Origin of the sequence: Roseovarius sp. THAF27 (genome assembly GCF_009363655.1) — a bacterium.
Taxonomy (GTDB): domain Bacteria; phylum Pseudomonadota; class Alphaproteobacteria; order Rhodobacterales; family Rhodobacteraceae; genus Roseovarius.
Genome location: NZ_CP045393.1, coordinates 2,460,000 through 2,485,127, shown reverse-complemented (window position 1 = coordinate 2,485,127; position 25,128 = coordinate 2,460,000). Strand labels below are relative to the sequence as shown.

Annotated in this window: 24 protein-coding genes; 11 read left to right on the top strand and 13 right to left on the bottom strand. The window is 66.4% G+C overall.

What is annotated here, in order from left to right; all coding sequences use genetic code 11:
- Position 1 precedes the first annotated feature (1 nt).
- The 5 genes from ftsA to recN all read left to right on the top strand — a co-directional run bounded on the left by ftsA (position 2) and on the right by recN (position 6,994).
- A complete protein-coding gene (gene ftsA / locus FIU89_RS12410) occupies positions 2-1,336 on the top strand; it encodes a cell division protein FtsA (RefSeq protein ID WP_152492886.1) in 1,335 nt (444 codons plus the stop codon).
- A gap of 179 nt (positions 1,337-1,515) precedes the next feature.
- A complete protein-coding gene (gene ftsZ, locus FIU89_RS12405; RefSeq protein ID WP_152492885.1) occupies positions 1,516-3,168 on the top strand; it encodes a cell division protein FtsZ in 1,653 nt (550 codons plus the stop codon).
- 223 nt (positions 3,169-3,391) lie between these two features.
- Positions 3,392-4,315, top strand: coding sequence for a UDP-3-O-acyl-N-acetylglucosamine deacetylase (gene lpxC, locus FIU89_RS12400; protein ID WP_152492884.1), 924 nt, complete (start codon positions 3,392-3,394; stop codon positions 4,313-4,315).
- A 164-nt stretch (positions 4,316-4,479) separates the two neighbouring features.
- Entirely contained in the window at positions 4,480-5,331 is an 852-nt protein-coding gene (locus tag FIU89_RS12395) for an outer membrane protein assembly factor BamD (protein ID WP_152492883.1), read from the top strand.
- A 16-nt stretch (positions 5,332-5,347) separates the two neighbouring features.
- The gene (gene recN / locus FIU89_RS12390; RefSeq protein WP_152492882.1) at positions 5,348-6,994 is read left to right on the top strand and encodes a DNA repair protein RecN; all 1,647 of its coding nucleotides are present in this window, start codon (positions 5,348-5,350) and stop codon (positions 6,992-6,994) included.
- Between the two features lie 109 nt (positions 6,995-7,103).
- Here recN and FIU89_RS12385 read toward each other — a convergent pair whose 3' ends face one another.
- Complete coding sequence (locus FIU89_RS12385; RefSeq protein WP_152492881.1) at positions 7,104-8,480, bottom strand: FAD-binding oxidoreductase; 1,377 nt, start codon at positions 8,478-8,480, stop codon at positions 7,104-7,106.
- Between the two features lie 189 nt (positions 8,481-8,669).
- On the opposite strand from FIU89_RS12385, the gene FIU89_RS12380 reads away from it, so the two are divergent.
- Complete coding sequence (locus tag FIU89_RS12380; RefSeq protein ID WP_254701665.1) at positions 8,670-10,280, top strand: chloride channel protein; 1,611 nt, start codon at positions 8,670-8,672, stop codon at positions 10,278-10,280.
- A gap of 60 nt (positions 10,281-10,340) precedes the next feature.
- Here the strand turns inward: FIU89_RS12380 and FIU89_RS12375 are convergent, their stop codons facing one another.
- The 4 genes from FIU89_RS12375 to cobS form a co-directional block, all read right to left on the bottom strand.
- A complete protein-coding gene (locus tag FIU89_RS12375; RefSeq protein ID WP_152492879.1) occupies positions 10,341-11,576 on the bottom strand; it encodes a lytic transglycosylase domain-containing protein in 1,236 nt (411 codons plus the stop codon).
- 4 nt (positions 11,577-11,580) lie between these two features.
- Positions 11,581-11,895: a hypothetical protein gene (locus FIU89_RS12370; RefSeq protein ID WP_152492878.1), complete on the bottom strand. Its 315-nt coding sequence runs from the start codon at positions 11,893-11,895 to the stop codon at positions 11,581-11,583.
- A 103-nt stretch (positions 11,896-11,998) separates the two neighbouring features.
- Positions 11,999-12,367 (bottom strand): hypothetical protein, encoded by a 369-nt coding sequence (locus FIU89_RS12365; protein WP_152492877.1) that lies wholly within the window; start codon positions 12,365-12,367, stop codon positions 11,999-12,001.
- Positions 12,368-12,370: 3 nt separating this feature from the next.
- On the bottom strand, positions 12,371-13,357 hold the full coding sequence (gene cobS / locus FIU89_RS12360) for a cobaltochelatase subunit CobS (protein ID WP_057789947.1): 987 nt from the start codon (positions 13,355-13,357) through the stop codon (positions 12,371-12,373).
- Between the two features lie 141 nt (positions 13,358-13,498).
- Here cobS and FIU89_RS12355 point away from each other — a divergent pair, with 141 nt between their 5' ends.
- From FIU89_RS12355 to msrB, 4 genes are all read left to right on the top strand, one after another.
- Positions 13,499-14,047: a sigma-70 family RNA polymerase sigma factor gene (locus FIU89_RS12355; protein WP_152492876.1), complete on the top strand. Its 549-nt coding sequence runs from the start codon at positions 13,499-13,501 to the stop codon at positions 14,045-14,047.
- On the top strand, positions 14,044-14,739 hold the full coding sequence (locus FIU89_RS12350) for an anti-sigma factor (RefSeq protein ID WP_152492875.1): 696 nt from the start codon (positions 14,044-14,046) through the stop codon (positions 14,737-14,739). Before FIU89_RS12355 ends, FIU89_RS12350 begins: the two co-directional genes overlap by 4 nt.
- 106 nt (positions 14,740-14,845) lie before the next feature.
- On the top strand, positions 14,846-15,400 hold the full coding sequence (locus FIU89_RS12345; protein ID WP_152492874.1) for a fasciclin domain-containing protein: 555 nt from the start codon (positions 14,846-14,848) through the stop codon (positions 15,398-15,400).
- Positions 15,401-15,472: 72 nt separating this feature from the next.
- Positions 15,473-15,943, top strand: a complete 471-nt coding sequence (gene msrB / locus FIU89_RS12340; protein ID WP_152492873.1) for a peptide-methionine (R)-S-oxide reductase MsrB — start codon at positions 15,473-15,475, stop codon at positions 15,941-15,943.
- Between the two features lie 79 nt (positions 15,944-16,022).
- Here the strand turns inward: msrB and FIU89_RS12335 are convergent, their stop codons facing one another.
- The 5 genes from FIU89_RS12335 to moaA all read right to left on the bottom strand — a co-directional run bounded on the left by FIU89_RS12335 (position 16,023) and on the right by moaA (position 20,614).
- Positions 16,023-16,646, bottom strand: a complete 624-nt coding sequence (locus FIU89_RS12335; RefSeq protein ID WP_152492872.1) for a DnaJ domain-containing protein — start codon at positions 16,644-16,646, stop codon at positions 16,023-16,025.
- Positions 16,647-16,752: 106 nt separating this feature from the next.
- The gene (locus FIU89_RS12330) at positions 16,753-17,166 is read right to left on the bottom strand and encodes a DUF4177 domain-containing protein (RefSeq protein ID WP_254701664.1); all 414 of its coding nucleotides are present in this window, start codon (positions 17,164-17,166) and stop codon (positions 16,753-16,755) included.
- 79 nt (positions 17,167-17,245) lie between these two features.
- On the bottom strand, positions 17,246-18,286 hold the full coding sequence (locus FIU89_RS12325) for a glycosyltransferase family 4 protein (protein WP_152492871.1): 1,041 nt from the start codon (positions 18,284-18,286) through the stop codon (positions 17,246-17,248).
- Between the two features lie 34 nt (positions 18,287-18,320).
- On the bottom strand, positions 18,321-19,607 hold the full coding sequence (locus FIU89_RS12320; RefSeq protein ID WP_152492870.1) for a 3-deoxy-D-manno-octulosonic acid transferase: 1,287 nt from the start codon (positions 19,605-19,607) through the stop codon (positions 18,321-18,323).
- On the bottom strand, positions 19,607-20,614 hold the full coding sequence (gene moaA, locus FIU89_RS12315) for a GTP 3',8-cyclase MoaA (RefSeq protein WP_152492869.1): 1,008 nt from the start codon (positions 20,612-20,614) through the stop codon (positions 19,607-19,609). Before moaA ends, FIU89_RS12320 begins: the two co-directional genes overlap by 1 nt.
- An 86-nt stretch (positions 20,615-20,700) precedes the next feature.
- Between moaA and FIU89_RS12310 the strand changes: the two genes are divergently transcribed.
- A complete protein-coding gene (locus FIU89_RS12310; protein WP_254701663.1) occupies positions 20,701-21,198 on the top strand; it encodes a hypothetical protein in 498 nt (165 codons plus the stop codon).
- Positions 21,199-21,200: 2 nt separating this feature from the next.
- On the opposite strand, the gene FIU89_RS12305 is transcribed toward FIU89_RS12310, so the two are convergent.
- Genes FIU89_RS12305 through glmU form a run of 3 tightly spaced genes read right to left on the bottom strand, consistent with a single transcriptional unit; the run spans position 21,201 to position 25,050 of the window.
- Positions 21,201-21,875, bottom strand: a complete 675-nt coding sequence (locus tag FIU89_RS12305) for a DNA alkylation repair protein (RefSeq protein ID WP_152492868.1) — start codon at positions 21,873-21,875, stop codon at positions 21,201-21,203.
- Positions 21,872-23,695: a glutamine--fructose-6-phosphate transaminase (isomerizing) gene (gene glmS / locus FIU89_RS12300; RefSeq protein WP_152492867.1), complete on the bottom strand. Its 1,824-nt coding sequence runs from the start codon at positions 23,693-23,695 to the stop codon at positions 21,872-21,874. Before glmS ends, FIU89_RS12305 begins: the two co-directional genes overlap by 4 nt.
- Positions 23,695-25,050: a bifunctional UDP-N-acetylglucosamine diphosphorylase/glucosamine-1-phosphate N-acetyltransferase GlmU gene (glmU, locus tag FIU89_RS12295; protein WP_152492866.1), complete on the bottom strand. Its 1,356-nt coding sequence runs from the start codon at positions 25,048-25,050 to the stop codon at positions 23,695-23,697. The genes glmS and glmU overlap by 1 nt, the downstream gene beginning before the upstream one ends.
- Positions 25,051-25,128: the final 78 nt, after the last annotated feature.

Below are 25,128 nucleotides of genomic sequence, written 5' to 3'. Positions count from 1 at the left end.
GATGATCGAGCTTTATGAATCGCAAAGGGCGATGCGGAACATGCGCCGGGCGGCGATGCAGCGCGGTGTCGTGGCGGTTCTGGACGTGGGGACCTCAAAGATCGCCTGCCTAGTGCTGCGTTTCGACGGCAGCGACCGTCTGCGCGAGACCGAAGGCGTGGGCGCGCTTGCGGGTCAGGCCGGGTTCCGGGTGATCGGGGCGGCGACGACACGGTCGCGCGGCGTGCGATACGGCGAGATCACGACGATGGCCGAGACCGAGCGCGCCATCCGCACAGCCCTGCAGGCGGCGCAGAAGATGGCCAATATCCGGGTCGATCACGTGATCGCGTGCTTTTCGGGGGCCGAGCCGCGCAGCTATGGCCTGGCGGGGCAGGTGGAGCTGGAGGCCAGCACCGTGTCCGAGCAGGACATCAGCCGGGTGCTGTCGTCCTGCGACGTGCCCGATTTCGGCGAGGGCCGCGAGGTGCTGCACGCCCAGCCGGTGAATTTCGCGCTGGACCACCGCTCGGGGCTGAGCGATCCGCGCGGGCAGCTGGGGCAGGACCTGGCGGTGGACATGCACATGCTGACGGTCGACGGGGCGGCGATCCAGAACCTGGCGCATTGCGTCAAGCGCTGCGACCTGGAACTGGCGGGGCTGGCAAGCTCGGCTTACGTGTCGGGCATCTCGGCGCTGGTGGAGGACGAGCAGGAGCTGGGTGCCGCCTGCATCGACATGGGTGGCGGCAGCGCCGGCGTGTCGATCTTCATGAAGAAGCACATGATCTATGCCGACACCGTTAGGATCGGGGGCGAGCACGTCACCGGCGACATCTCGATGGGGTTGCAGGTGCCGCACGCCACGGCGGAGCGGATCAAGACCTTCTATGGCGGCGTCGTGGCCACGGGCATGGACGACCGCGAGATGATCGAGATCGGCGGCGAGACCGGCGACTGGGAACATGACCGGCGCACGGTGAGCCGGGCGGAACTGATCGGCATCATGCGCCCGCGGGTCGAGGAGATCCTGGAAGAGGTGCGGGCCCGGCTGGATGCGGCCGGATTCCAGCACCTGCCGAGCCAGCAGATCGTGCTGACCGGCGGCGGCAGCCAGATCCCCGGCCTTGACGGGCTGGCGACGCGCATCCTGGGACAACAGGTGCGGCTGGGCCGGCCCCTGCGGGTGCACGGGCTGCCGCAGGCGGCGACAGGGGCGGGATTTGCCAGCGCGGTGGGCATGTGCCTGTTCGCGGCGAATCCCCAGGACGAATGGTGGGACTTTGAAATTCCGGTGGATCGCTACCCTGCGCGGTCCCTCAAGCGGGCGGTGAAATGGTTCAAGGACAACTGGTGATCGCAAAATATGGGGGTTTCGGCGAAATCCCGCGTGAATCCGCTAAAAAAGACCCATATTTTGTGGTGTTTTCGTGTTTTTTGGGTGACGTAACGGCGACGGGACGGTACTGTTAATGCAATTTAGGCGGATCAAGCCTGCGCAAGGCGGGCATAACAGCAGGCAAAGAAGGCGGAGCTATGACACTTAACCTCAGCATGCCAGGTCAGGGACAGGACCAGGAACTCAAGCCGCGCATCACCGTTTTCGGTGTCGGCGGGGCAGGCGGCAACGCCGTGAACAACATGATCGAGAAACAGTTGGAAGGCGTCGATTTCGTCGTCGCCAACACCGATGCGCAGGCGCTGTCCCAGAGCAACGCGCCGAACCGGATCCAGCTGGGTGTGAAAGTCACCGAAGGGCTGGGCGCCGGGGCGAAGGCCGCCGTGGGCGCCGCCGCCGCGGAAGAGAATATCGAGCAGATCGTCGATCAGCTGGCCGGGGCGCATATGTGCTTCATCACCGCCGGCATGGGCGGCGGCACGGGCACCGGCGCGGCCCCGATCATCGCTCAGGCAGCGCGTGAACTTGGCGTGCTAACCGTCGGTGTCGTCACGAAACCTTTCCAGTTCGAGGGCGCCAAGCGGATGCGCCAGGCCGAGGAAGGCGTGGACAGCCTGCAAAAGATGGTCGACACGCTGATCATCATTCCGAACCAGAACCTGTTCCGGCTGGCGAACGAGAAGACGACCTTTACCGAGGCGTTCTCGATGGCCGATGACGTGCTCTACCAGGGTGTGAAGGGCGTGACCGACCTGATGGTGCGTCCGGGCCTGATCAACCTCGATTTCGCCGACGTGCGCGCGGTGATGGACGAGATGGGCAAGGCGATGATGGGCACCGGCGAGGACGACGGCGAAGAACGCGCGATCCAGGCCGCCGAGAAGGCCATCGCGAACCCGCTGCTGGACGAGATCAGCCTGCGCGGCGCGAAGGGCGTCCTGATCAACATCACCGGCGGGCACGACCTGACGCTGTTCGAATTGGACGAGGCCGCGAACCGTATCCGCGAGGAAGTGGACGCAGACGCCAACATCATCGTGGGCAGCACGTTGGACCCGACGATGGAGGGCTTCATGCGCGTGTCGGTCGTGGCGACCGGCATCGACGCCAGCGACGAAAGCCGCGAAATGCCGGTGCCGCGCCGCTCGCTCGCCGAGCCGCTGAAAACGGCCGAAGAGGTCGAGGTCGAAGCCCACACGTTCGAAGAGCCGTCGCAACCGGCGGCAGAGCCGGAAGTGGCCGCCGCCAGCATCGAGGCCGCGGAGGAACCCAGCCTGTTCAATGCGTTCGATGCGCAACGCGCCGCCGCGGAAGAGCAGATGGAAGACATCTTCGAAAGCGAGAGCGCCGAGGATGCGGTGCCGGCCCCGGCCTACACGCCGCGGCCCGAGCCCGAGACCTTCGTGGCCGAGGCCGAGGAGCCTGCCGAGAGCTTCGTGGCGCCCAAGGCACCCGCACCGGGCACGCCGTCGCAGGACGCGCTGGCCCGCCTGCAGGCTGCCGTGCATCGCACGCCGGGCAGCGCCAACCGTCCGCAGCAGCGCCCCGCCCCCGAGGCACCGGCAGCGCGCGCGCACGATGCCGGCGGGGAGAAGCCGCGTTTTGGCATCAACTCGCTGATCAACCGGATGACGGGACATGGCACGGAAGCCGCCGCGCCGCAGCAGCGCACGGTGCGCCAGCAGCCCCCGATGCAGGCCGCGGCGCCTCAGCCCGAGGTGCGCGACGAGCGCGAGGAAGAGGACGACCAGATCGAAATCCCCGCCTTCCTGCGGCGTCAGGCGAACTGATCCGGACAACAATTAACCATGTTGATAGGGCCGCTTCGCGCGGCCCTTTTTCTTTTGCTTCAGAGACTTGAGAGGGATTGGGCCCATTTCGGCAATAATCCGCCAAGCCTGGAAACAATGATGTTTCAGCGCGTTGCAAAGAGTGAATTGAGCAATGGTGCCGCGCGAAATAGATGTGTCGCAGTTGAATAAAACGAGCCGGTTTACGGCCTGAGGATCTAACGTGCAGAATACGGTCAGAACTCCGGTATCCTTCGATGGCGTCGGCCTTCACTCGGGCGAAGCGGCGCGACTTACCATATTGCCGGCCCCCGCGAACCGCGGCATCGTCTTTCGTCGTCTGGACTGCGACTTGCACCATTGCGAGATCCCGGCCCGCTGGGATTTCGTGAACCAGTCGCCGCTGTGCACGCTGCTGCAGAACGCGGCGGGCGTGAGCGTGTCGACGGTCGAGCACATCATGGCGGCGTTGTCCGGCTGCGGCGTGCACAATGCCGTGATCGAGGTCAACGGCCCCGAAGTCCCGATCCTGGATGGCAGTTCCGCGCAGTTCGTGCACGGCATCCTGTCGGCCGGTCTGCGGCGCCAGCATGCCCCGGTCCGGGCGCTGAAGGTGCTCAAGCCCGTCGAGGTTCGCAAGGGCGATGCACGCGCCAGCCTTGCGCCGCACGACACGCTGCTGATCGAGTTTGCGATCGAGTTCGAGGATGCGGCGATCGGGTATCAGAAGAAAACGCTGAACATGGCGAATGGCAGCTTCGTGCGGGAATTGTCCACCGCGCGCACATTCTGCCGCAAGGCGGATGTGGATGCGATGCAGGCCAATGGCCTGGCGCTTGGCGGAGAGCCCGGCGTCAACGCTGTGGTGTTCGATGGCGAGCATGTGCTGAGCCCCGGCGGCCTGCGCCAGCCGGACGAGCCGGTGCGGCACAAGATGCTGGATGCGCTTGGCGACCTTGCGCTGGCCGGCCTGCCGATCCTGGGCCATTACCGGGGCGAGCGCGCCGGCCACGCGGTCACGAACGATCTTTTGCGCACCCTCTTTGCCCGGCCCGACGCCTTTGAAATCGTGACCTGCACCGCCGCTGTCGCGGCGCGTCTGCCGGGCGCCGGCGTGCACTGGGCGGAAATCCCTGAGGTCGCCTGACAACAGGCGTCGGGTTTGTGCCAAACAATCGGTCCAAAGGCGTTTTGCACCGGAAAATTATGTGCTAGGACCCACGTGACGTCGCGGATACCATGCCGCGGGGTCAGCGCGGCTTTCGGGCCCGTATACGCGTTGGGCAAAGATTTTTGAGGGAACGGGCGAGCATGACAGGCGGCAGAATCGGGATCGGTTTGGCGGCGGCGCTTTTGGCCTCGACGATGCTGGCGGGCTGTGGCGGCATCAATGCGCGCATCGAGCGCGACACAGTCGATTACGAACAGTTCACCGCGGAACAGATCTATGGCCGGGCCGAGTATGACCTGGCCCGCGGCGATCCCGAATTGGCGGCCAAGGTGTTCGGCGAGGTCGAGCGTCTGTACCCTTATTCGGAATGGGCGAAACGGGCCGTCATCATGCAGGCCTTCGCCTATCACCGGGACGAGGATTACGAGAACAGCCGCTCGGCGGCGCAACGGTTCCTCGATTTCTATCCCGCCGATGGCGACGCGGCCTATGCGCAGTACCTGCTGGCGCTCAGCTATTACGACCAGATCGACGAGGTGGGCCGCGACCAGGGCCTGACCTTCCAGGCCCTGCAGGCGCTGCGGGAGGTGATCGAGCAGTATCCGGACAGCGAATACACCAGCTCGGCGATCCTGAAATTCGACCTGGCTTTCGACCATCTGGCGGCCAAGGAGATGGAGATCGGGCGCTATTACCTGCGGCGCGATCACTTTACCTCGGCCATCAACCGCTTCCGCGTGGTGGTGGAGGATTTCCAGACCACGACCCACACCGCCGAGGCGCTGCACAGGCTGGTCGAGGCGTACCTGTCGCTGGGCCTGACGAACGAGGCACGCACCGCGGGGGCGATCCTGGGCCACAACTTCAAGAGCACCGAATGGTACGAGGACAGCTACAAGCTGTTGACCGGGCAGGGGCTGACACTGGAAGCGGTGGGCGACAGCTGGCTGAACCAGGTCTATCGGCAGACGATCCTCGGCCGCTGGTTGTAACGCCCGGGGGCCATGAATGCTCCGTGCGCTGGAGATTCGCGACATTCTGATCATCGACCGGCTGGACCTGGCGTTTCAGCCCGGCCTGAACGTGCTGACTGGCGAGACCGGGGCGGGCAAGTCGATCCTGCTCGACTCGCTGGGCTTCGTGCTGGGCTGGCGCGGCCGGGCCGAGCTGGTGCGGCAGGGGGCCGGGCAGGGCGAGGTGGTGGCCGAGTTCGATCTGCCCCAAGGGCACGCGGCGCGGGCCGTGCTGGAGGAAGCAGGGCTGCCGGTGGAGGACACGCTGCTCTTGCGCCGGGTCAACACCGGCGACGGGCGCAAGACCGCCTGGGTCAATGACCGGCGCTGTTCGGGGGATGTGCTGCGGGCGCTGTCGGACACGCTGGTGGAACTGCACGGACAGCATGACGACCGGGGCCTGCTGGACCCGAAGGGGCACCGGGACCTGCTCGATGAGTTCGGCGGGCTGGCAGGGCAGCGCGACACGGTGCGGGGCGCGTGGAAGGCGCGTAGTGCTGCGCGCAAGGTATTGCGCGAGGCCGAGGCCAAGCTGGCCGAGATGCGCGCCGAGGAAGAGTTCCTGCGCCACGCGGTCGCGGAGCTGGATGCGCTGTCGCCCCAGCCGGGCGAGGAGGCGGAGCTGGACACGCGCCGCCGCCTCATGCAGCAATCCGAACGCATCCGCGAGGATATCGCCAAGGCGCAGGCGGCCTTGCGCGATGGGGCCGAAGGGCAGGCGCAGGACGCGCTGCGCTGGCTGGAGGGCGCGGCCGAAAAGGCCGAGGGCCGCCTGGAAGCGGCGCTGGCGGCATTGGGGCGCGCGATGGTCGAGCTGGACGAGGCCGCCAGCGGCGTCGAGGATTGCCTTGAGGCGCTCACCTTCAACCCGCTGGAACTGGAAGAGACCGAGGAACGGCTGTTCGCGATCCGGGCGCTGGCGCGCAAGCACGGCGTGGCGCCGGACGAGCTGGCCGGCTTCGCCGAGGACGTGCGGGCGCAGGTCGCACGTCTTGAACAGGGGGATGCGGATCTCAAGGCGTTGCAGGCGGCGGTTGCCGAGGCCGATGCGGCCTATGCCGACGCGGCCGGAGCGCTGAGCGAGGCGCGCACCAGGGCGGCGGGCAAGCTGGACAAGGCCGTGATGGCGGAGCTGGCCCCGCTGAAGATGGACCGCGCGGTCTTTGCCACGCAGGTGAGCCCGACCGACCCGGGCGAGACCGGGCAGGACGCGGTGACCTTTACCGTGGCCACCAACCCCGGCGCGCCGGCGGGCCCATTGGGCAAGATCGCCTCGGGCGGGGAGTTGAGCCGGTTTCTGCTGGCGCTCAAGGTCTGCCTGACCGGGGGGCAAAGCGGGCTGACGCTCATCTTCGACGAGATCGACCGGGGCGTGGGCGGGGCCACCGCCGATGCGGTGGGCCGGCGGCTGGCGGGGCTGGCGTCGGACAACCAGGTGCTGGTGGTCACGCATTCGCCGCAGGTGGCCGCCCGGGGCGCGCATCACTGGCGCGTCGAAAAGCGCGTGACCAGGGGACAGACCCTGTCGACGGTCACGGCCCTCGATGCCCCCGCCCGCACCGACGAGATCGCGCGGATGCTGTCGGGTGAGACCATCACCGAAGAGGCCCGCGCCGCCGCCGAAGCGCTGATGGCGGGCTGACCCACCCCTTTTCCTCTGGCCAAAAATATCCCGGGGGGAGCGTCGAAACCGGGGTTTCGACGTGGGGGGGCAGCGCCCCCCTCTCCAAGGCGTCAAATGCGCCGCGCCGTCAGTTCCGGGGCGGCACCAGCTTGCCGGGATTCATGATATTCTGGGGGTCGAGCGCCTGCTTGATCGTGCCCATGAGGCCCCAGGCGGGGCCATGCTCGCGCTCCATGTAGCCCAGCTTGCCCACGCCGATGCCATGCTCGCCCGTCGCGGTGCCGCCCAGCGACAGGGCCAGTTCGACCAGGTGTTCCGAGGCCTCGAGCACGCGGGCCTTGTCGGCGGCATCCTCGGGGTCGAACTGCAGGATGGCGTGGAAATTGCCGTCGCCGACATGGCCCAGGATCGGGCCTTCGATACCTTGCGCGTCAAGATGGCTGCGCGTCTCCTCGAGCGCGCGGGCGAGGTTCGAGATCGGCACGCAGATATCCGTCACCAGCGCCTTGGTCCCGGGGCGGTGGGCGACGATGGCATGGTAGGCGGCGTGGCGCATGGCCCAGAGCGCGGTGCGCTCCTCGGTCTTGCGGGCCCAGTCGAAGCCCTTGCCGCCGAACTCCTGCGCCAGGTCGCCGAACATCTGCGCCTGCTCGGCCACGCCGGCCTCCGAGCCGTGGAATTCCAGTAGCAAATGCGGGCAGGCAGGCAGGGCGGCGCCGGAATAGGCGTTCAAGGCCTCGACGCTTTGGGTGTCCATCAGCTCGATCCGCGCAAGCGGCAGGCCCATCTGCACGGCCGCCATGACCGTCTCGACCGCGTCGCCGACGGTGTCGAATGCGCAGACCGCGGCGGAAATCGCCTCGGGCGTTCCCTGAAGGCGCAGGGTGATCTCGGTGATCAGGCCCAGCGTGCCTTCGGACCCCACGAACAGCGCCGTCAGGTCGTAGCCGGCCGAGGATTTGCGGGCGCGGGTGCCGGTGCGGATGACCTCGCCGGTGGCCGTGACCACCTCGAGCCCCAGCACGTTGTCGCGCATCGTGCCGTAGCGCACCGCCGTGGTGCCGCTGGCGCGGGTCGAGGTCATGCCACCGATCGAGGCATTGGCGCCGGGATCGACGGGAAAGAACAGGCCCGTGGCCCGCAACTCCTCGTTTAGCGCCTCGCGCGTCACGCCGGGTTGCACGCGCACGTCCATGTCGCCCTGCGATACCTCGAGGATGCGGTTCATGCGCTGGAAGTCGACGCAGATCCCGCCCGAGAAAGCCTGGGCCTGCCCTTCGAGCGAGGTGCCGGTGCCCCAGCCGATCACCGGCACGCCGTGGCGGGCGCAGGCCTGCACGATCCGGCGCACCTCCTCGGTGCTTTCGGGATAGGCCACGGCGTCGGGCGGGGCGAGCGCGAAATGCGTCTCGCTCCGACCATGCTCTTGCAGATCGGACTTGGACAGGCTGAGCCGTTGCCCTAAAACGGGCGACAACTCTGAAATGGCGTCGCGAATACCCATGTCGAACCCCTGCACTCCCGTGAAACCGCACCCTAAGCGATGCGGTTCCGACAGGGAAGCGCCCTGCGTCACAAGACAGGGGGTGAAGGGGTGAGCGAGGGCGAAAGAGCACAGGACGGGGCCCGTTCGGGCCGTTTGCGGCGCGGATCGGTGCGCGCGCGCAGGGTCAGCCAGAATGCGTGGCGCCTTATGCGCGAAAAAGGACCCAGCCAATTCCAGTTCTGGTTGATCGCGCTTGGCATCGGGATCGCCGCCGGCTTTGCCGCGCTGTTCTTTCGCAAGGGAATCAACGGGCTGCAATTGTTGCTCTACGGCTCCGAAGATCCGTCGCTGATGCACAGCTGGGTGTCGACGCTGCCCTGGTACTGGGTTCTGGTGATCCCGGTGGGCGGGGGGCTGGTGGTGGGCGCGCTCCTGCACCGCTACACGCCCGATGGCCGTGCGCGGTCGGTGGCCGACGTGATCGAAGGCGCGGCGCTGAACGAGGGCCGGGTCGAGACGCGGGCCGGCGTGGCCTCGGCGCTGGCGTCGCTGATCACGCTGGGCACGGGCGGCTCGTCGGGGCGTGAGGGGCCGGTGGTGCACATGGCCGGCGTGATCTCGACCTGGGTCAGCAACCGGATCAATGCCAACGGGATCACCGGCCGCGACCTTCTGGGCTGTGCCGTGGCGGCGGCGGTGTCGGCGTCGTTCAACGCGCCCATCGCGGGGGCCCTTTTTGCGCTGGAGGTGGTGCTGCGCCACTTCGCGCTGCACGCCTTTGCGCCCATCGTCATCGCCTCTGTCGCGGGTACGGTGATCAACCGGCTGGAATTCGGCGACGTGACCGAGTTCGCGCTGCCCGTGGCCAGTATGCTGGAGTTCTACGTGGAACTGCCGGCCTTTCTGATCCTAGGGCTGCTGTGCGGGGTGGTGGCCTTTGCCCTGATGCGCGGGATCTTCTTTGCGGAAGGGTTCGCCGACCGTGTGCAGGCGCGCACGGGTCTGCCGCGCTGGCTGCGCCCCGGGGTGGCGGGGCTGATGCTGGGCATTCTGGCCATCGGGTTTCCGCATATCATCGGCGTGGGGTACGAGACCACCTCGAAGGCGCTGACCGGCAAGCTTCTGTGGAACGAGGCGGTGGTGTTCTGCATCCTCAAGGTCGTCGCCGTGGCGATCACCATCGGCGGGCGCATGGGCGGCGGGGTGTTTTCGCCCTCGCTGATGGTCGGCGCGCTGACCGGGCTGGCCTTTGGCCTGGTGGCCACGGCACTGTTGCCGCAATGGTCGGGCGCGCCGACGCTTTATGCGCTGGCCGGGATGGGGGCGGTGGCCGCCGCCGTTCTGGGCGCACCCATATCGACCACGCTGATCGTGTTCGAGCTGACGGGCGACTGGCAGACCGGGCTGGCGGTGATGGTGGCGGTGTCGATGTCCACGGCGCTTGCGTCGAAACTTGTGCGGCACTCGTTCTTCCTGACGCAGCTGGAGCGGCGGGGGGTGCGGCTGGCAGCCGGGCCCCATGCGTACCTGCTGACCATGTACCGTGCCGCGCGGGTGATGCGCGAGACCGGCGCCGAGCGGAGCGCGCGCGAGGACGCGTGCTGGGAGCTGATCGAGGACGGGGTCTATATCGACGCCAACGCGACGCTGGACGTGGCGATGCCGATCTTCGAACGCACGGGTGTGGCGTTCATCCCGGTGGTCACCCTGACGGGCGAGGATTCCAAGCCCGAATTGCAAGGGGCGCTGTTCCATGTCGATGCGCTGAAGGCCTATAACCGCGCGCTGACGGCGGTGTCGGCGGAAGAGCATAGCTGAGCGGCGAGGCCGGAATTTTGGATAATTCCGGGCAAGAATTTTCGAAAATTCTTGGGGCGCCTAGCGGACCAGCTGCGCTTTCATGCCCGGTTCGGGGAAACACGTGGCGGCGCGGCCGGTTGCCACTTGCCAGCGGCCGATGGAGCGACGGGTCTTGAAACCGGGCAGACCGTCGGCGCCGCCGACGTCGTGGCCCATGCCCTCCAAGCTGCGTTGCATGGCGGCGATGTCGGAGCGGTACATCTTGCCCACCGCGCCCCAGGGGGCGGAGAAATCGTCGACGCCGTACTGGATGCGATCACCGACATGGCCCACGTAGAGCGCGTAGAGGTCGGACATGTTGTAGTCCTTGAGCACGTAGAAATTGGGCGTGACCACGAAGGCCGGACCGTTTCGCCCGGCGGGCATCATCAGGAAACCCTCGCCGCTGCGTTCGTGGTCGGGGAAGGGGCGGCCCGAGACACGGGTGATGCCCATCGCCTCCCACTCGGAAATGGGGCGGCCCTGATCGGGGCCTTCGAGGGAGCACGAGACGGACGCCGGCACGGTCACCTCGAACCCCCAGTCGCGGCCCGCGACCCAGCCGTGGCGGGCGAGGTAATTGGCGATGGAGGCCAGCGTGTCGGGCACCGAACCCCAGATATCGGCGCGCCCGTCCCCGTCGCCATCGGCGGCGTATTGCAGGAAATTGGACGGCATGAACTGCGGCTGGCCGAGCGCGCCGGCCCAGGAGCTGCGCAGCGGGCCGCTGGCGTGGCCGGCCTCGCCGATTTGCAACGCGGCGATGAGTTCCTCGCGGAAATAGGGGGCGCGGGTGGCCATGAAGCCCTTGGTGCCAAGGACCTCGAACACATTGTGCGGGATCTTGGCCCGGCCATAGGCGCTTTCGCGGCCCCAAATCCCGAGGAGGATACGGCCCGGAACGCCGGTCTGTTTCTCGATCCGGGCGAGGGTGGAGGCGTGGCGGCTGGCCAGTTGGCGGCCGATGGCGGCGTCGCCGGATACGCCGCGGAAATAGCGGCCCGGCGCGCCGAATTCGGACTGGGTTTGGCGCTTGGGCGTGGTGGCTTTCGATCCCGGCGGGACGAGGTCTGGCAGGTCCCAGTTGAGGCGGACGCCACCCATTGCGCGTTCGAAGGTGGCGCGGGAGACGCCCTTGGCCCGGGCGGCGGGCCAGACGTCCTGTTCCAGCCACGTGCGGAACTGCTGTTCGATGGCGGCGCGGTCCTGTGCCAGCGCGGGCAGGGTCGGGAGCAGGGCGACAAGCAGCGCGAGGCGCGACAAAAGGCGGATCATGCGGTCATCCTTCCTCGAACCGGGTGAGGCAGTCGGTGATGCGCTCGACGGCTGCCTCGTATCGGGCGATCTGGTCGTCGGAGAGGTTCTCGTAGTCCTCCATCAAGAGGCCACGACCCTCGGTGATCGGGGTGGCGAAGCGCAGGGCGCAGGCGCGGTCGGGGCACGCGCAGGTGTCCACAGCCGCATCCTCGGCATGAAGAAGGCGAACATTGTCGGGATGACATGCGGCGAGGAAGGTGAGGCAGGCAATGACGGTCACGCATCGCAACGGGTGTCCAAGCTGTTTGGTGCGGAACCGTTGCAAGATTTCGGCCATGTCATGTCTCACGGTCCACCTATGAAGCAGCCCCAGCCTCGCGCCGTCGCCCCAAGGGTCACATGGCGCGGGAGAAAGGGCAAGACCGCCGGAGTGTTCGGCGTTATCGGAAACGGCAGGTCATCCCGGCGAGTTTGACGCGCGTGAATTCCGGGTGTGCCGCGCAATTGGAACCAGATGGGGTTGCCAGGTTCAGCCACGGAACGCCAGCTTGCACAGTGATGCTGTCCACGAAATAGACCTCCGGGAATTCAGACACGATCTTGCCTGTCTGGCCAGCGGGTCTTTCGTAGGCAACCGGATAGCCCTGCACTGACGTGCATAAGCCCGAAAGTTCGGGGCTCTTGGCGAAAAGCTGTTCCGCCTTCCAGTAAGGGACGCGGTTTGTTCCGCAGGGCAGTAGCACATCAGATGCGGCGGCTGAGGTCGTGCATAGCGCGGTCATGACGCCAAAAAAGGCGGCCCGCAGCATCACTTACCCCAAACTTACGCTCGCCGCGCTTTCGGGCAGTTCCTCGTCGAAGCAGCGCTGGTAGAATTCGGCCACGGTCTGACGCTCCAACTCGTCGCACTTGTTGAGGAAGGTCAGGCGGAAGGCGTAGCCCACGTCGCGGAAGATGCGGCTGTTCTGAGCCCAGTTGATCACCGTCCGGGGGCTCATGACCGTCGAGAGGTCGCCGTTCATGAAGGCCGTGCGGGTGAGGTCGGCGACGGTGACCATCTGGCTGATCGTCTTGCGCCCGGCCTCGGTGTTCATTTGGGGGGTCTTGGCGATGACGATGGCGGTTTCGGCGTCGTGGCTGAGGTAGTTCAGCGTGGCCACAAGCGACCAGCGGTCCATCTGCGCCTGGTTGATCTGTTGCACACCGTGATAGAGCCCGGTGGTGTCGCCCAGACCCACGGTGTTGGCGGTGGCGAAGAGGCGGAAGCAGGGGTGGGGTGTGATGATCTCGTTCTGGTCCAGCAGGGTCAGCTTGCCGTCATGTTCCAGCACGCGCTGGATGACGAACATCACGTCGGCGCGGCCCGCGTCGTATTCGTCGAACACGATGGCGACGGGGTTGCGCAGCGCCCAGGGCAGGATGCCTTCGTGGAACTCGGTGACCTGCACGCCTTCGCGCAGCTTGATCGCGTCCTTGCCGATGAGGTCGATCCGGCTGATATGGCTGTCGAGGTTGACGCGCACGGCGGGCCAGTTGAGGCGCGCTGCGACCTGTTCGATATGGGTCGACTTGCCGGTGCCGTGATAGCCCTGGATCATGACGCGGCGATTGTGGGAGAACCCGGCGAGGATCGCCAGCGTCGTGTCGGGGTCGAACTTGTAGGTCGAGTCGATATCGGGCACGCGTTCGGTTTTGTCGGCGAAGCCCTTGATGACCATGTCGGTGTCGATCCCGAAAACATCGCGGACCGAAAGTTCCTCGGTCGGTTTCATGTCGTGATCCATGTTCCCGTCGGCCATCTGCCTTGTCCTTCAATCGTCGCTTTTTCGTTCGCCCTTCCGTGCAACATATCGCCGGGAAGGGCAAGGGAAAGGGAAAGAATTACTGGCACTCGCCATGTGCCTGCCCTAGGTTTCGGTTTCGAAAGGGATGCGCGTTCCATGAAAGACCTCGACGCTATTGAACACCTTATCGGTCGGTGCGCCCTGAAGGACAGGAACGCGTTTTCCGATCTTTATTCCGCGACATCGGCGAAACTATTCGGCGTGATCCTGCGTGTGTTGAATAACCGGGCCGAAGCCGAGGAGGTGTTGCAGGAGGTCTACGTGAAGATCTGGCGCAATGCCGACCGCTACAGCACGGGCGGGTTCAGCCCCATGACATGGCTGATCACGATCGCGCGGAACGCAGCCATCGACATGCTGCGCAAGCGCAAGGGGACGGGCGAGCAGATGCCGGAGGGACTGGCGGAAGCGATGCCCGATTCCGCACCGGGGCCGGAGGCGCAAGCCGTGCAGGCGTCGGAGCGGGAAAGGTTGGACGGGTGCTTTGACGAGCTTGAAGCCGACCGCGCCGAGGCCGTGCGCGGGGCTTACCTTGACGGAGAGACCTATGCCGATCTTGCGGCGCGCTTTGACGTGCCGCTGAACACGATGCGAACCTGGCTGCGCCGCAGCCTGCTGAAACTGAGGGAGTGCCTGTCGCGATGAGCGAGGTGCCGGAAAAAGACGACGACATGGTCCTGGCGGGTGAATACGCGCTGGGTCTGCTGTCGGCTGCGGAGGCGTCGGCCTTCGAGGCGCGTCTTGTTGCCGAGCCCGAATTGCGGGCGCTCTACGCTCAATGGGCCGAGGATTTTGCCGTTCTGGCCGAGGATATCCCCGAAGAAACGCCCCCCGCGCGTATCAAGGCGGCGCTGGACGCGCGCCTGTTCGGCGAGGCCCGCCCGGCGCGGCGTGGCCTGTTCGAGCGGTTCGGCCTTGCGGGGCTGGCGGCGGCGGCGCTTGTCGTCGGGCTGTTCTTCGTGGTGGACCTGCCCGGGACGGGCGTGCAGCCGCCCGAGAACCCGGTCTATCATGCCGACCTGCGGGCCAGCGGTGAAGAAGAAATCATCCTTGCGGCGGGCTATGACGCCACGACGCAGGAAATGTATGTCGAGCGGCGCGGGATGCAGGACCGGCCCGAGCGCGACATCGAGATGTGGCTGATCGCCGGGGACAATCCGCCGGTGTCGCTGGGCGTGCTGCCGGAGAACGAGCGCATCCGCCTGCCGATGACGCCGGAGCAGATCGAGGTGTTGCAGGGCGCGACCCTGGCGATTTCGGACGAACCCGAGGGCGGTTCGCCCACGGGCGCGCCGACCGGCGATATCCTGGCCACCGGTCCGCTTGAAGACGTCTGAGATATTTTCGAAAAATAGCTGAAACTTTCGGCGCGCGTCTCCCGTGGCTGCATGTGAGTTGGGCAACAAAGCCTTGCTTGTGTGTATTAAGTTAGGGAGTAGAATTATGTTTAACCTGAAATCCATGACGGCCGCCGCGGCAATCGCAGCAACCGCGAGCGTCGCCTATGCCGACAATCCGATGGTCGGCGGTGCGGCGATGTATGCCGACAAGAATATCGTTGAAAACGCGGTGAACTCTGCCGATCACACGACGCTGGTGACCGCCGTCAAGGCTGCGGGCCTTGTCGATACGCTGTCGGGCGACGGTCCGTTCACCGTGTTCGCACCGACCAACGCCGCCTTTGGCGAGCTGCGCGAAGGCGCGGTCGAGGCGCTGCTGCAACCGGCCGCCAAGAAGCAGTTGACCGAGATCCTGACCTGCCACGTGGTGTCGGCCGACGCGATGTCGACGGCGATCAAGGGCATGGTGGACGATGACGGCGGCGCGCACATGGTGCCGACCGTGGGCGGCTGTATGCTGAAAGCCACCTACCAGGGTAACAAGATCATGCTGGAAGACGAGCGCGGCCGCGTGGCCAACGTGACCATCGCCGATGTCGAGCAGTCGAACGGCGTGATCCACGTGATCGACACCGTGATGCTGCCGGCCAAGCAGTAACATCCCCGATAGCTGCGGAACGGGGGGCAAGCGCCCCCCGTTTCACCCCGAGACGAAATGCAGGAGGTCAACATGCAGAGACGCGATTTCATTCTCTCCGCCTTGTCGGGTGGCACCATCCTGACCGCGATGCCGGGTCTTGCCGCGTCGGGATCGTTCGAGGTGACGCGCACAGAGGCGGAATGGCGCGAGATGCTCACGGACCTGGAATACGAGGTCATGCGCGAAGAGGCGACCGAACGGGCCTTTACCAGCCCCCTGCACAAGCTTTACGAGCCGGGCATCTACCACTGCCGCGGCTGCGACCTGCCGCTTTATTCGTCCGAGACCAAGTACGACAGCAAGACCGGCTGGCCCAGTTTCTGGAAGGCGATGGACAATGCCATCGGCACCAAGCCGGATCATTCGCTGTTCGCGACGCGGACCGAGTGCCATTGCCGCCGCTGTGGCAGCCATCTGGGGCACATCTTCGATGACGGGCCACAGCCCACGGGCAAACGCCATTGCCTGAACGGCGTCAGCCTGACATTCCGCGCCGCCTGAATTCCGGGTCCGATCGCGCACCGGGTGGTTTCAGGGCCCGGAACGGTACGAGTGACCCGGTGCGCTCTTTCTTTCAGACCTACTTGAAGTTGCGGCTCTGCTTGATCTGGTCCCAGGCCCAGACAACCTGTTGCAGCTGTTCTTCCTGGCTGCGGTCACCACCGTTGATATCGGGGTGCAGCACCTTGATCAGGGCCTTGTAGGCCTTGCGGATCTCGGCCTTGGAGGCGTGTTCGTTCGCCTCGAGGATCTCGATCGCGCGGCGTTCGGTGGGCGGCAGCTTGCGCTGGCCGCCGCGGTTCTTGCCGGGGTTCTGCGTGGCGTTGCCGCCCAGCACCTGGTGCGGGTCCTCGATGCCCAGCCGCGCCCAGGCGCGGGCCTCGGGGTCGTTGAACGCCTTGGTCTTACGCTCCCACACCTTGTCCGAGGACATCTGGGCGTTCATCTCGGCCTCGGTGGTGCCGTCGAAGAAGTTCCACTTGGTGTTGTACTCGCGCACGTGCTCCTGGCAGAACCAATAGTAATCGTCGAGCACATCCGGCGCCTTGGGCGCGCGGTAGACGCCCGGCTTGTCGCACCCCTCCTTGTCGCAGATGCGGGTCGAGGTTTCGGATGCCCCGGACATGCCCCGCCGACCGCGCGGGTTCTTCTTTTTCGCCGACGAAACGGACATGTCGAAACCAAACGGATCGGATTTAGCCATTGGCATTCCCTTTGCGACTCGAGGCCAAGAGTTTATGTGATTACGCGGCAAATTGAAGAGGAAAGATCGGGAAAAAACCGCGCGGTCCCGAACTTCTTTTCACGCGTCAGTCCCGGGGCGGCAGATCGGGGCGCGGCGTGTCGTCGCCGTCCGCGTCATCCGCGTCGTCATCCGGGGTATCGTCCTGATTATCCTCGATTTCGTCAGTCTCGGCGGCGGTTTCCAGCTCTTCCGCCTCGTGGTCGTCCCACGGCAGCGGCGGCGGGCTGTCGACGCCCTCCAGTTCCAACGGACGGCGGAAGACCAGCATGGAGCGATAGACCGTCTGCGACGATGTCAGGCCCTGGCGTTCCTCGCTGGGCAGGATGTCGGCGCGCAGGTATTCCCAGCCCTCGAGCGCCAGTTCGTTGATCGCGGTTTCCAGCCCGTGGGCGAACCGGCCTTCGGCGCCCTTGATGCCCGGGCCCTTGCGGCCCTTGGCGGGGGCGGGGATGACCTTGTACTCGTATTTCTGGATCACGGGGTGCACCTCTCAAAATTGGCAGGACATCGTAACGTCCTGAGGCTCGGGTGCAACATCAAACCGAAGCGGCAAGCGGTCACGCGCCGGACCACAGTTCCTCGTAGACGCGGGCGATTGCTTCGGCTTCTCGTGTGACGCTGAAATGGGCGCAGGCGATATCGCGGGCGGCGCGGGACATGGTGGCGTGGCGGTCGGGGTCCGACAGGATGGACGCGAGCGCATCGGCGGCCTGATCCGGGTCGTCGGGGACGATAAGGCCGGTTTCGTCCTGGCTGGAGAAGCTGCGGTAGTAGCCGGTGTCGGTGGCGACGAAAGGCACGCCCGAGGCCATGCCCTCGAGCGGGGTCATGCCGTAGCCTTCGTATCGGGGCAGTTGCACCACGGCAGAGAGGGACCGTGTGAGGGCGGGCAGGGCGTCTGGTGTGACCTCGCCCGGGAAGAGGATGCGGTCGGTGAGGCCGGCGGCGGAGATCTGCGCCTTGAGATTGTCGAGGAAAGGCTGGTCGGACTTAGCGGCGCGGCCGATGACGAGGGCGGTCAGGCCGGGGTGGTCGGGCAGAAGGCGCAGCATGGCGGCGACGAAACGGTCGGTGCCTTTCTCGGGGCGGATGCGGCCGATGGTGGCGACGCCCTGGGTGCCGGGATAGCCGGTGGCGGCCCAGGCCGCGGCCCGGTCGGGGGCGGGCGTGAAACGGTCGGTGTCGACGCCGTGGGGGGCGACGGCGCGGACATGCGGGACGAAACCCGCGGCGGCCTCGGTCGTGGCGATGACGGCATCCATGCGCGAGATCAGCCAGCGCGGAAAGGCCGAGTGCCGACGGATCGCGGCAGAGGTGAAGACAATGCGGATGGGGCGGCGCAGGACGTCGCGGACCCAGAGGGCGGTGCGCATTTCGGGGTTGCGGCGGACGTGCCAGATGGTGAAGGGGCGGCCCGGTGGTGGCGTCCTGGACAGGGTGGCGGCCTGCGCTTTGGTAATGGGTGCGGGGCAGCCGGGCAGGGGGTGGCCTGCAAGCGCGAGGTCGTATTGGTCGACCTGGCAGCGCACCACGCTGGCGGCGGTGGACGACACGCCGGTGAAGTTGCGGTTGAAATTGGTGACGATGAGGTCCGGCACGCGGGTCGGCTTTCCTTGGGGCTCGGGGACGGTGCTAGCGCAGGCCGAGCGCGTTGGAAAGAGTGGCGGCGAAGTCTTCGAGGACACCGGCCTGGCTGGCAGCGAAGGCGCGGGTGCGGTCGCGCAGGGCGTCGAGCGCGGCGGGATCGTCGAGATACGTGGTGAGCTTGGCGCTCAGGTCATCCGCATCGGCCACCTCGATGCAGGCGTTCTCGGCCTGCATCTGGGCGTAGGCCTCGGCGAAGTTGGCATAGCGGGGCCCGTGCAGCACGGCGGAGCCGGCATGGGCGGGCTCGAACGGGTTGTGGCCTCCGACGTCGGAAAAACTGCCGCAGACGCAGGTGAGCGGGCTGAGCGCGTACCAGAGGCCCATCTCGCCCAGCGTGTCGGCAAGGTAGACGCGGGTCTGCCCGGTGATGGTCATGCCGGTGGAGCGGCGCGCGCCCTCGAAGCGGTGCTCGGCGATCAGGCGTTCGATATCGTGAGCGCGTTCGGGGTGGCGCGGCACGAGGATCAGGAGCGCGTCGGCATCGCCCCCGGTCATGGCGCGGTGGGCGTTTAGCACCACCTCGTCCTCGCCCGGATGGGTGGAGGCGGCGAGCCAGACCGGGCGGCCGGCGATGAGGGCCTGCATCCGGTGCAACTCGTCCCGGTCGAAGGGGAGCGGGCCGGCGACGGACTTGAGGTTGAGGCCCGGTTCGGCCTGCGCAAGGCCGAGGTCGCGGAGGTGGTGCGCGGTGCGGTCGTCCTGACAATGGATCAGGCGGAAATGGTCCATCAGGTGCCGCGCGGTGCGGGGGAAGCGTTTCCAGTTGCGGGCCGATCTGTCGGAGATGCGGGCGTTGACCAGTGCCAGCGGGACGCCCGCGGCATGGGTCAGGCGCAGCATCTGGGGCCACAGCTCACTTTCCACGAAGACCGCCGCAGAGGGGCGCCAATGGTCGAGAAAGCGGGTGACCACGCGGCTCGAATCCAGCGGTGCGAACTGGTGCGTGGTGCGCGGCGGCAGGCGCTTGCCGACGATCTGGGCCGAGGTGGCGGTGCCGGAGGTTATGAGGAACGAGAGGTGGGGATGCGTCTGGCCCAGATGCTCGATCAGGCGCAGGACCGAGAGGCTTTCGCCCACCGAGGCGGCGTGAAACCACAAGAGCTCGCCATGCGGGCGCGGCGCGGTGGCGTGGCCCTGCCGCTCGGGCAGGCGGTTTGCGGGAATACCCTGGCGCGAGAGGTTTTCCGAGACGCGTTTATACGCCAGCCGCTCAAGCAGATTTGCCGCCACGCCGTAGAGGCGCACGGGCAGGGGCGCGGCAGTGTGGGGCATCAGCCGCCGGTGTGGCTCATGTGGCGGGACATGCGCCCGTCCACGGTCTGACGGGAATAGTCGAAATCGTGACCCTTGGGCTTGCGGGTGATGGCCTCGCGGATGGCGGCCTCCAGCGGGGCGTCATCATTCGGCGAATTGCGCAGGGGTGCGCGCAGGTCGGCCATGTCTTCCTGGCCAAGGCACATGTAAAGCTCGCCGGTGCAGGTCAGGCGCACGCGGTTGCAGCTTTCGCAGAAATTATGGGTCAGCGGCGTGATGAAGCCGATCTTCTGTCCGGTTTCTTCCAGCCGCACGTACCTAGCGGGGCCGCCCGTGCGTTCGGAAAGTTCGGTCAGGGTGTATTGCCCTGCCAGCGTCCGGCGCAGGTCGGAGAGTTTCCAGTACTGGTCCAGCCGGTCCTCGTTGCCGATATCGCCCATCGGCATGACCTCGATGAAGGTGAGGTCCATGTCGCGGGATTTGCACCATGCGACGATGTCGAAAAGCTCGTCCTCGTTGAAGCCCTTGAGGGCGACGACGTTGATCTTGATGCGCAGGCCGGCGGCTTGCGCGGCGTCGATCCCCTTGAGCACCTGCGGCAGGCGGCCCCAGCGGGTGATGTCGGCGAATTTCTTCTCGTCGAGCGTGTCGAGCGACACGTTCACCCGGCGTACGCCCGCGGCATAGAGGTCTTCGCTGAACCGGGCGAGCTGCGAGCCGTTGGTGGTGAGCGTAAGTTCCTTGAGGTCGCCGCTGTCGAGATGCCGCTTCATGCCGTGGAAGAAATGCATGATGTTGCGCCGTACCAGCGGTTCGCCGCCGGTGATCCGCAGCTTTTCCACGCCCAGGCGCACGAAGGTCGAGCACATGCGGTCCAGCTCTTCCAGCGTCAGAAGTTCTTTCTTGGGCAGGAAGGTCATGTTCTCCGACATGCAGTAGACGCAGCGGAAATCGCAGCGGTCGGTGACGGAGACGCGCAGGTAGGAGATCGCGCGCTGGAACGGGTCTATCAAAGGTGCGGTCATGGGGCAGAACGTATGCAAACCGCCGATGAACGGCAAGGGGCATCTTGGGAATTGATGCTCGGGCGCGGGGGTCATAAGGTGAGCGTATGAAACGTTTTGTAAGCCTTTTTGTCTTCGCCGCCGGCCTGTCGGGCTGTGATATGTTGCCCACCATGCAGCGTCAGGCACCGCCGTCCGAGCCTGCGCCCGAGAGCGCCGAGGCCGAGGCGGAGGCGCAGACCGCGGGCATAGCACCGCCGGCCAATGCGCGGACGGTCGACGAGTTCGACACCACCACCGAGGAAGAGCGGACCGCGGCGGTCGAAGCGGCCCAGAACGGCGGTGGCGACCGCGACCTCGGGATCACCGTCGCGTCGCTGGGTGCGGCATCGGATCCGGGTATCTGGATGAAGACGCCGCTGGTTTCAGCCCCTGGGAAGGGGCGGGTGGAGTACCCTGCGAAGGGCACGACCGTGGCGGTGGACCTTATTCCGCTCGACGCGGAGCCGGGATCGGGCAGCCAGTTGTCGCTCGCGGCGATGCGTCTGCTGGAGGCGGATCTGACGGGTTTGCCCGAGGTGCGGGTTTTCGCGACAGGCGGCTGATTCTACAGAAGTTTTTCGGCTTCCTTGCGGGCGAACGGCTTCATGTGGCGACCGTTCTCGGCCATGAAAGCGCGCACGCGGTCCGGGTCATGTTTCGACAGGTCGCGCAGCCACCAGGCGACGGATTTTTGGATGAACCACTCGGTGTCCTGCACGTAACCGGCGGCCCAGCCCAGCACGCGTTCGCGCGCTTCGGCCTCAGCCGGTTTGAGGTTGTTGATCTTGGCCAGAGGCAGGGTCACGACCATCGCGGCGCGGCGGATCCAGTGGCTTTCGAACCTTGTCCAGATCTCGACCTCGTCCATGCGGGAAAGATCGGCCATCAGCCGCTTTTGTCCGGCCATCATGGCGTGATCGGCGATGGCCCAGCTGTCGAGATCGGGCAGCCAGGAGGTGATCAGCGTCCAGACTGCATCGTCAGGCGTGATCCGGGCCTGGGTCAGCAGCTTGGCGGCGGCGAGGCGGGCCTCGAAGATGTTCGTGCGCCAGAGCGCATCGGCCAGCGCGACACGGTCCTCGACGCTAAGCGCGCGGCGCCATTCGGCCGTCAGGTCGTTGATCGCCGGGTTGGGCACACCGAGATAGTCGCGCGGCACCTTGTGATAGTTCGCCATGCCTTCGGCCCGGCCGGGTTCGGCGTGGGCGCGAAGCTGATCGAGGGCGTCGTCCAGCGTCATTCCACGGTCACGGACTTGGCGAGGTTGCGGGGCTGGTCCACGTCGGTGCCCTTGGCGACGGCGGTGTGGTAGGCCAGAAGCTGCGCCGGGACGGCATAGAGGATGGGCGACAGGACAGGGTCGACCTGAGGCAGGACCAGCGTCATCCAGGTGTCGTCGGAGGCGGCGGCGGCGCCGGGGGCATCGGTGATCAGCATCACCTTGCCGCCGCGGGCCATGACCTCCTGCATGTTGGATACGGTCTTGTCGAAAAGGGCGTCGCGCGGGGCCATGACGATGACTGGCATCTTTTCGTCGATGAGCGCGATGGGGCCGTGCTTCAATTCGCCCGATGCATAGGCCTCGGCGTGAATATAGCTGATTTCCTTGAGCTTCAGCGCGCCTTCGAGGGCCAGCGGGTACATCATGCCGCGCCCCAGGAAAAGCGCGTTCTCGGCGCTCGACAGCCGGTTCGCGGCCTTGCGGAAATCCTCGTTCAGTTCCAGCGTGTTGTTGATGGTCGAGGGCAGGCCGCGCAGGTGCGACAGCAGGTCCGAGATGCGCGCAGGGCCGAGCGTTTCGCGGTCGGAGGCGGCCTTGAGAGCCATCAGCAGAAGCACGGTCAACTGGCAGGTGAAGGCCTTGGTGGAAGCCACGCCGATCTCGACGCCGGCATGGATCGGAAGGGCGAGGTCGCTTTCGCGGGCGATGGAACTTTCAGGGACGTTGATGATCGACAGGATCTTCGCCGCGCGTCCTTCGCAGTAGCGCAAGGCGGCGAGCGTGTCGGCGGTTTCGCCCGACTGGCTGACGAAGATTGCGGCGGTCCTGGCGGGCACGGGGGGTTCGCGGTAGCGGAACTCGGACGCGATATCGACGTCGACCGGCAGGCCGGCCAGTTGCTCGAACCAGTATTTCGCGGTCAGGCAGGCGTAATAGGCCGTGCCGCAGGCGACCAGCGTCAGGCGGTCATACTGGGTGAAGTCCAGTTCCGGCTGGGGCAGCGTCAGGCCGCTTCCGGCTTCGGACAGGTAGTGGCGCAGAGTGTCGCCGATGACGGCGGGCTGCTCGGCGATTTCCTTGGCCATGAAGTGCTTGTGCCCGCCCTTCTCGACATGGGTGCTGTCGATGGCGATGGTGCGGACGGCGCGGTTGGCGCGGTTGCCGTGGGCGTCGATGATGTCGAGCGTGGTGCGGGTGACGACGGCGATGTCGCCTTCCTCCAGGTACGTGATCCGGTCGGTGAGCGGGGCGAGCGCGATGGCGTCGGAGCCCACGTACATCTCTCCGTCGCCGTGGCCGATGGCCAGCGGGCTGCCCTTGCGGGCGGCGACGATCAGGTCGTCCTCGCCATCGAAGAGAAAGCCGAGCGCATAGGCGCCTTCCAGCCGGGCGATGGCGGATTTGGCGGCCTCGACAGGGGTCTGGCCCTGCTGCATCAGGTGATGGACCAGCATCGCCACGGTCTCGGTGTCGGTGTCGGTCTCGTGCGCCAGCCCTGCGGCGGCCAGTTCGCTGCGCAGCTCGCGGAAATTCTCGATGATGCCGTTATGCACCACGGCCACGGGCCCCGCTTTGTGCGGGTGGGCGTTGACGGTGTTGGGCGCGCCGTGGGTGGCCCAGCGGGTGTGGCCGATGCCGGACTTGCCGCGCAGGGGCTCGTGCACCAGAAGGTCCGACAGGTTCACCAGCTTGCCGACGGCGCGGCGGCGGTCGAGCTGCTTGCCGTTGATCGTGGCGATCCCGGCGCTGTCATAGCCGCGATATTCGAGCCGTTTGAGTGCCTCGACGAGGATGGGCGCGGCTTCGTGCTTGCCGAGGACCCCTACAATTCCACACATTATCCTGCCTCTTTCGCTTGCTTGGCCCGTCTGGACTTTAGCATTTCGAACAGTTTGCGCGCCATGCCCGGTTTGTTGGTCTGCGGGCTGCGGGCGATGGCGAGAGCGCCTTCGGGCACGTCGCTGGTGATGACCGAGCCGGAGCCGGTCATCGACTCGTCGCCCAGCCTGACCGGGGCCACCAGCATGGTGTTGGAGCCCACGAAGACCCGCGCGCCGATCTCGGTGCGGTGTTTCATCACGCCGTCGTAGTTGCAGGTGATGGTGCCCGCGCCGATGTTGCTGGCCTCGCCCACCGAGGCGTCGCCGATATAGCTGAGGTGATTGACCTTGGCGCCTTCGCCGATGAGGGCGTTCTTGACCTCGACGAAATTGCCGATGCGGGTGTCCTCGGCCAGTTCCGCGCCGGGGCGCAGGCGGGCATAGGGGCCGACCACCGCGCCGCGCGAGACGTGGCAGCCTTCGAGATGCGAGAACGCCTTGATATGCGCGCCGGATTCGACGGTGACGCCGGGGCCGAAGACGACGTTGGGCTCCACGATGGTGTCGCGGCCCAGCACGGTGTCATAGGCGAAATGGACGGTCTCGGGGGCCGTCAGAGTGATGCCGTCGTCAAGCGCCGTAGCGCGGGCGCGGGCCTGGAAGGCGGCCTCGGCCGCGGCCAGTTCGGCGCGGGAGTTGATGCCCATCGTCTCGGCCTCGGGGCAGGCGATGGCGGTGGCGGAAAGGCCCCGGTCACGGGCGATGGCGACGATGTCGGTCAGGTAGTATTCGCCCGCCGCGTTGTCGTTGGTGACGGCGCGGATGAGGTCGAAGAGGACGGGCGCCGAGGCGGCGATGACGCCGGAATTGCAGAAGGTGATGGCGCGGGTCGTCTCGTCCGCATCCTTGAATTCGACAATCTTTTCAAGGGTGTCGCCGGACATGACCAGACGGCCATAGCGGCCGGGATCGGCGGGTTCGAAGCCCAGCACGACGACGTCATGCTGCGCCCGGGCCTCGACCATGCGGCCGAGCGTGTCCTCGGAGATGAAGGGGGTATCGGCGTAGAGCACGATGGCGTCGCCCTCGTAGCCTGCAAGCGCGGGTTCGGCCTGGGCCACGGCGTGGCCGGTGCCGTCCTGCGTGGCCTGGTGGACGGTCTGGATGTCGGGATCATGGTCCTGCGCCGCCGCCGCGACAGCCTTGGACCCGTGGCCGGTGACCACCACCGTGCGGTCGGGCGAGAGCGCCGCGCCGGCCCGCAGGGCATGGACCAGCATCGGCGCGCCGGCGATCTGGTGCAACACCTTGGGCAGGTCCGAATTCATGCGGGTGCCCTGGCCCGCGGCCAGAACGATCAGGCTTATGCTCATAGGGTTTCTCTTTCCTTCCTGACGCGCCCGTTTTATCCGGTTGCGCAAGCCGTGCAAGGCTGGGCCGTATCAAAGATG

Coding starts and splice junctions, on each gene's coding strand:
- FIU89_RS12335 (WP_152492872.1), bottom strand. CDS start 16,646: ATGGCTAAATCCGATCCGTTTGGTTTCGACATGTCCGTTTCGTCGGCG.
- FIU89_RS12350 (WP_152492875.1), top strand. CDS start 14,044: ATGAGCGAGGTGCCGGAAAAAGACGACGACATGGTCCTGGCGGGTGAA.
- FIU89_RS12355 (WP_152492876.1), top strand. CDS start 13,499: ATGAAAGACCTCGACGCTATTGAACACCTTATCGGTCGGTGCGCCCTG.
- FIU89_RS12380 (WP_254701665.1), top strand. CDS start 8,670: ATGCGCGAAAAAGGACCCAGCCAATTCCAGTTCTGGTTGATCGCGCTT.
- FIU89_RS12310 (WP_254701663.1), top strand. CDS start 20,701: ATGAAACGTTTTGTAAGCCTTTTTGTCTTCGCCGCCGGCCTGTCGGGC.
- msrB (WP_152492873.1), top strand. CDS start 15,473: ATGCAGAGACGCGATTTCATTCTCTCCGCCTTGTCGGGTGGCACCATC.
- FIU89_RS12320 (WP_152492870.1), bottom strand. CDS start 19,607: ATGCCCCACACTGCCGCGCCCCTGCCCGTGCGCCTCTACGGCGTGGCG.
- glmS (WP_152492867.1), bottom strand. CDS start 23,695: ATGTGTGGAATTGTAGGGGTCCTCGGCAAGCACGAAGCCGCGCCCATC.
- FIU89_RS12345 (WP_152492874.1), top strand. CDS start 14,846: ATGTTTAACCTGAAATCCATGACGGCCGCCGCGGCAATCGCAGCAACC.
- ftsZ (WP_152492885.1), top strand. CDS start 1,516: ATGACACTTAACCTCAGCATGCCAGGTCAGGGACAGGACCAGGAACTC.
- FIU89_RS12385 (WP_152492881.1), bottom strand. CDS start 8,480: ATGGGTATTCGCGACGCCATTTCAGAGTTGTCGCCCGTTTTAGGGCAA.
- FIU89_RS12365 (WP_152492877.1), bottom strand. CDS start 12,367: ATGCTGCGGGCCGCCTTTTTTGGCGTCATGACCGCGCTATGCACGACC.
- glmU (WP_152492866.1), bottom strand. CDS start 25,050: ATGAGCATAAGCCTGATCGTTCTGGCCGCGGGCCAGGGCACCCGCATG.
- recN (WP_152492882.1), top strand. CDS start 5,348: ATGCTCCGTGCGCTGGAGATTCGCGACATTCTGATCATCGACCGGCTG.
- FIU89_RS12375 (WP_152492879.1), bottom strand. CDS start 11,576: ATGATCCGCCTTTTGTCGCGCCTCGCGCTGCTTGTCGCCCTGCTCCCG.
- FIU89_RS12305 (WP_152492868.1), bottom strand. CDS start 21,875: ATGACGCTGGACGACGCCCTCGATCAGCTTCGCGCCCACGCCGAACCC.
- moaA (WP_152492869.1), bottom strand. CDS start 20,614: ATGACCGCACCTTTGATAGACCCGTTCCAGCGCGCGATCTCCTACCTG.
- cobS (WP_057789947.1), bottom strand. CDS start 13,357: ATGGCCGACGGGAACATGGATCACGACATGAAACCGACCGAGGAACTT.
- FIU89_RS12395 (WP_152492883.1), top strand. CDS start 4,480: ATGACAGGCGGCAGAATCGGGATCGGTTTGGCGGCGGCGCTTTTGGCC.
- ftsA (WP_152492886.1), top strand. CDS start 2: ATGATCGAGCTTTATGAATCGCAAAGGGCGATGCGGAACATGCGCCGG.
- FIU89_RS12370 (WP_152492878.1), bottom strand. CDS start 11,895: ATGGCCGAAATCTTGCAACGGTTCCGCACCAAACAGCTTGGACACCCG.